Origin of the sequence: Pontibacterium sp., from assembly GCF_041587635.1 — a bacterium.
In the GTDB taxonomy this organism is placed as follows: Bacteria; Pseudomonadota; Gammaproteobacteria; order Pseudomonadales; family Balneatricaceae; genus Pontibacterium.
Genome location: NZ_JBFGYC010000339.1, coordinates 1 through 4,499 on the forward strand (window position 1 = coordinate 1; position 4,499 = coordinate 4,499).

At 54.9% G+C, this 4,499-nt stretch carries 5 protein-coding genes; all 5 read left to right on the plus strand.

Annotated elements, in window-relative coordinates; translation table 11 throughout:
* Nucleotides 1–386: pyridoxal-phosphate dependent enzyme (locus ABYW01_RS14935; protein ID WP_372834115.1), on the plus strand; the 386-nt coding region annotated here is incomplete at its 5' end.
* Nucleotides 387–412: 26 nt separating this feature from the next.
* Entirely contained in the window at nt 413–1,570 is a 1,158-nt protein-coding gene (gene bhcC / locus ABYW01_RS14940) for a 3-hydroxy-D-aspartate aldolase BhcC (RefSeq protein ID WP_372834118.1), read from the plus strand.
* Between the two features lie 83 nt (nt 1,571–1,653).
* Nucleotides 1,654–2,652: an iminosuccinate reductase BhcD gene (gene bhcD / locus ABYW01_RS14945; protein WP_372834120.1), complete on the plus strand. Its 999-nt coding sequence runs from the start codon at nt 1,654–1,656 to the stop codon at nt 2,650–2,652.
* 213 nt (nt 2,653–2,865) lie between these two features.
* Nucleotides 2,866–3,726 (plus strand): oxaloacetate decarboxylase, encoded by an 861-nt coding sequence (locus ABYW01_RS14950; protein ID WP_372834121.1) that lies wholly within the window; start codon nt 2,866–2,868, stop codon nt 3,724–3,726.
* 75 nt (nt 3,727–3,801) lie between these two features.
* Nucleotides 3,802–4,458 carry an HAD family hydrolase gene (locus tag ABYW01_RS14955; RefSeq protein ID WP_372834122.1) on the plus strand — a complete coding sequence of 219 codons (657 nt, stop codon included), beginning with the start codon at nt 3,802–3,804 and terminating at the stop codon, nt 4,456–4,458.
* The last annotated feature ends 41 nt before the right edge of the window (nt 4,459–4,499 follow it).

A 4,499-nucleotide genomic window follows, 5' to 3' on the forward strand; every position in this document is an offset into this window, starting at 1 on the left:
CCCTGTCCAGCATTGCACCGGAGATCAAGATCTACGCGGCAGAACCTCTGAACGCGGATGATGCGGCGCGCTCTTTCTGTGCCGGCCACATCATCGCCGATGATGCGCCAAACACTGTGGCCGACGGCCTGAAAGTGCCGTTGAAAGACCTGACCTGGCACTTCGTCAGCAATCACGTCACCGACATCCTCACCGCGACGGAAGAGGAGATTATCGACGCGATGAAGCTGATCTGGAAGCGCATGAAGATCGTCGTAGAACCAAGCAGCGCGGTACCGCTGGCGACGATCCTGAAGAATCCTGACGTCTTTAAAGGTAAGCGTGTCGGGGTCATCCTCACCGGAGGCAATGTCGACCTCGACACACTTCCGTGGCTCAACAACTGATCTGATTTATCGACCGGAGAATAAAAATGACTGCATTGAATGATCCTAAGAACCTGGAAGTGGGTTACGACGTACCGGCGGTACCGGGAATGGACGAAGCTGATATCCAGACGCCTTGTCTGGTTGTTGATCTGGACGCGCTGGAAAAGAACATCCGCACCATGGGCCAGTACGCCAAAGGGATGGGTGTGCGCCATCGTGTGCACGGCAAGATGCATAAATCTGTTGATATTGCGCTGCTGCAGGAAAAGCTGGGTGACAGCTGTGGTGTGTGCTGCCAGAAAGTATCTGAAGCGGAAGTGTTTGCCCGCGGTGGCATCAAAGACGTACTGGTCTCCAATCAGGTGCGTGATCCGGCCAAGATCGATCGGATGGCACAGCTGCCGAAGCTGGGTGCACGGACGATCTGTTGTGTTGATGACATTGAAAACGTGGCGGAGCTGTCTGCGGCAGCACAGACACACGGCACCGAGATTGAATGTCTGGTTGAAATTGACTGTGGCGCGGGGCGTTGTGGTGTCGATGCCGGTCAGCCGGTGGTGGATATTGCACAGGCGATCGACTCGGCTCCCGGCCTGAAGTTTGCCGGTATCCAGGCATATCAAGGTGCGATGCAGCACCTGCAGAACTACAACGAGCGTAAAGAGAAAGTTGACGTCGCGATTGAGATGGTTGCGCGTTCAGTCGACATGCTGAAAGCGGTAGGACTGGAGTGTGACATCGTGGGTGGCGGCGGTACCGGATCTTACTACTTTGAAGGTGGCTCCGGCGTCTACAACGAACTGCAGTGTGGCTCTTATGCCTTTATGGATGCGGACTACCAAACCATCCATGACGAAAATGGCGAGCGGATCTCTGAGTTCGAGAACTCACTGTTCATTCTGACCACGGTGATGAGTCACGCCAAGGCCGACAAAGCGATCTGTGATGCGGGTTTGAAAGCGCAGTCCGTAGACAGTGGTCTGCCGTATGTCTTTGGGCGTGATGATGTGGAATACATCAAGTGCTCCGACGAACACGGTGTGATTTCGGACCCAAGCGGTGCGTTAAAAGTGAACGAAAAGCTGAAGCTGGTGCCGGGACACTGTGATCCAACCTGTAACGTGCACGATTACTACGTGGGTGTGCGTAACGGCAAGGTAGAAACCCTGTGGCCGGTCAGTGCGCGCGGTAAAGCGTACTAATCAGAAATCTGCAAACAGGTTCAATTATCTGCCGCCCCGGACTCCCCTTGGGGTGGCACCTCAGAATTCTTAGGAGAAAGTCTATGGCCAATCCGTTGAACGGAGCCGATACAGGCGTCTCAATTATTTCCGAAGCGGTATGTGAAGCTGTCGTCGGGCGCGGTGAAGCGTTCACCGCCGTAGAAAGTGTATTTGCCGCCATGGCCAAAGGGGATGCTTATAACTTCCCTGTGGTACGTGAAGCGATCGGCCACGCTGATGCGCTATACGGCTTTAAATCCGGTTTCGACCGTGCCGGTATGGTACTGGGTGTTAAATCCGGTGGTTACTGGCCGGGTAATGTCGATAAAAACCTGACTAACCACCAGTCCACGGTGATTCTGTTTGATCCGGACACCGGCAAGATGAAGTCGATTGTGGGTGGTAACTACCTGACTGCCGTGCGCACGGCGGCATCTTCTGCAGTATCCATCGCTCACCTGGCCCGCAAAGATTCCAAGGTGCTGGGTATGGTTGGCGCGGGGCATCAGTCTACCTTTCAGCTACGCGCGGCGGTTGAGCAGCGTGACTTCGAAAAAGTCGTCGCCTGGAACCCGCATCCGGAATACCTGCCGCGTCTGGCCGCCGTTGCTGAAGAGCTGGGCCTGCCATTCGAAGCGGTCGACCAGCAAACACTGGGTGCTCAGGCTGATGTGATCATTACGATCACCTCCGCGTTTGAACCGCTGATGATGAAGGACTGGGTTAAGCCGGGTACGCACATTGCGTGTATGGGTACCGATACCAAAGGCAAGCAGGAGGTCGATCCTGAGTTGCTGGCGGCGGCGACCGTGTTTACCGATGAAGTCGCACAGTCGATCAGTATCGGTGAAGCGCAGCATGCGGTGGCATCCGGTGCACTGAATGTCGATGACATCACCCCGGTGGGGGATGTGATTAACGGCATCCATGCCGGGCGCAGCTCAAATGACGAGATCACCCTGTTTGATGGTACCGGCGTCGGTCTGCAGGACCTGGCGGTGGCGTCTTCAGCGGCCCGCCTTGCAGAAGAGCAGGGTAAGGTGAATTTCGTCAGCCTTTGAATGCCTATCATCAGGAACCTTGTTGCCAGAAACTGAGCGGTTAACGCTGCTCCCCTGGGATCATCCCATGCCACGGGTCACCGTAGGTATATCCCCCTTGCTACGGTCATAACATGTGTAGCGCCTCCCCCCTTTCCGGGTTGGAAAGGGGGCTTTTTTTGTCTGTATACCTACCCGGCGCGATCAGACAATACGGACTTTAGGTATCTCAATATGAACAACATTGCTAGAAAGCGGATGCGACAGCTCCTGGAAAGTGACCAGTGTGTGACCTGTGCCTCCGTGTTTGACCCGTTGTCGATTCGGATGGCTAACGATATTGGCTTCAAAGTCGGTATTCTTGGTGGCTCGGTTGCCTCCTTAATGAACCTCGGCGCGCCGGATATCTCCCTGTTAACGTTGAGCGAACTAAGCAATCAGGCGCGGCGTGTGTGTGGAGCGGCTAACCTGCCGGTGGTTGTTGACGGCGACAGCGGTTACGGTAATTCGCTTAACGTCATGCGTACCGTCACCGATCTGGAACATGCCGGAACTGCCATGATTACTCTGGAAGACACGGTATTGCCGCGGCCACACAACAAACCCGCGATGAGCCTGACCTCAATCGATGAGGCATTGGATAAATTGCGCGCGGCGCTGAAAGCACGCACTGATCCGGAGTTTGCCATTTTTGCGCGTACTCACGCGCTTAAAGAGCATTCGCTTGAGGCACTGCTGGAGCGAGTGAAGGCGTATAGCAAGCTGGGTATTGATGGAGTCTGCATCTTTGGCCTGACGGAGAAAGACAAGCTTGCCGTGCTGTCTGAAGTAACGGACCTGCCGCTGATGCTGATTAGCTACGGCGACGTTGATCTGGGTACGCCGGGTGCGATGGCAGCCCACAATGTGCGCATCCAGTTTGCAGGGCATCAGGCGTTCGAGGAATCTGTCAAAGCGGTGTACCTGTCGCTGATGCAGCTTTATTCAAGCGATATCAACATGCGTCCCGACATGACCGGTCAGGACCTGATCCGTCTCTACGCGCAAACCCAAAAATATAGCGAGATGATCTCCGAGTATGTATCGCCAGCATAAATATGTTGGCTGTGAAAAAGTTAACCCGCGGGTTAGAATTGAATGCCATTCAGAACGGCTAAATAAGGCATTTTAATGACCACGCTCTTCTTTGATCTCGATGGCACGCTATTGGATACCCAGCGAGGTATCGCCGAATCCATTCGCGTGGCACTGGCCGAGCTGGGGCAGGGTGAGATCAGTGACCAGCAACTACAGCGCTGTTTCGGGCCTCCGCTGCGGGTCAGCTTCGCCTGGCTGTTGAACACCCAGGACAAGGCGCTTATTGCCGATGCAGTGGCTATCTTCCGTCAGCATTACCTGCATACCGGGATCTATAACTATCAGGTGTATTCGGGCGTACGCGAGCTGCTTGAGCAGTTGATCCGGTCTCAAGGGGGCGGGGAGGTGACGCTGCACGTACTCACCGCCAAACCGCAACATCAGGCCGAATGGCTGCTTGAGCATGCGGACCTCACACATTTCTTTAAAACGGTGCATGGTAGCGAAGACAGTGGCATTAGAAGTGATAAATCAACCCATCTGACCAGCATCCTGACTGATGATACGTTTTATGGCCGCACAAGCTGGGTCATCGGCGACCGTGCCAGTGATATCCAGGCTGCGAAAGCCAATGGCAGTCTCTCGGTTGCCGTCCACTGGGGGTATGGTGATCATCAGGAGCTGGTGGGGGCGGGGAGCGACTTCCATATTGCTAGCCCTCAGGATCTATTGCCCCTTCTGGACGTTTAAGTTCACCGTACTGCCAGTCCTCCAGTCCTCCAGTCCTCCAG

Bases quoted from the DNA above. Each gene is read 5' to 3' on its own strand.
- ABYW01_RS14955 (WP_372834122.1), top strand. From the start codon at position 3,802: ATGACCACGCTCTTCTTTGATCTCGATGGCACGCTATTGGATACCCAG.
- ABYW01_RS14950 (WP_372834121.1), top strand. From the start codon at position 2,866: ATGAACAACATTGCTAGAAAGCGGATGCGACAGCTCCTGGAAAGTGAC.
- bhcC (WP_372834118.1), top strand. From the start codon at position 413: ATGACTGCATTGAATGATCCTAAGAACCTGGAAGTGGGTTACGACGTA.
- bhcD (WP_372834120.1), top strand. From the start codon at position 1,654: ATGGCCAATCCGTTGAACGGAGCCGATACAGGCGTCTCAATTATTTCC.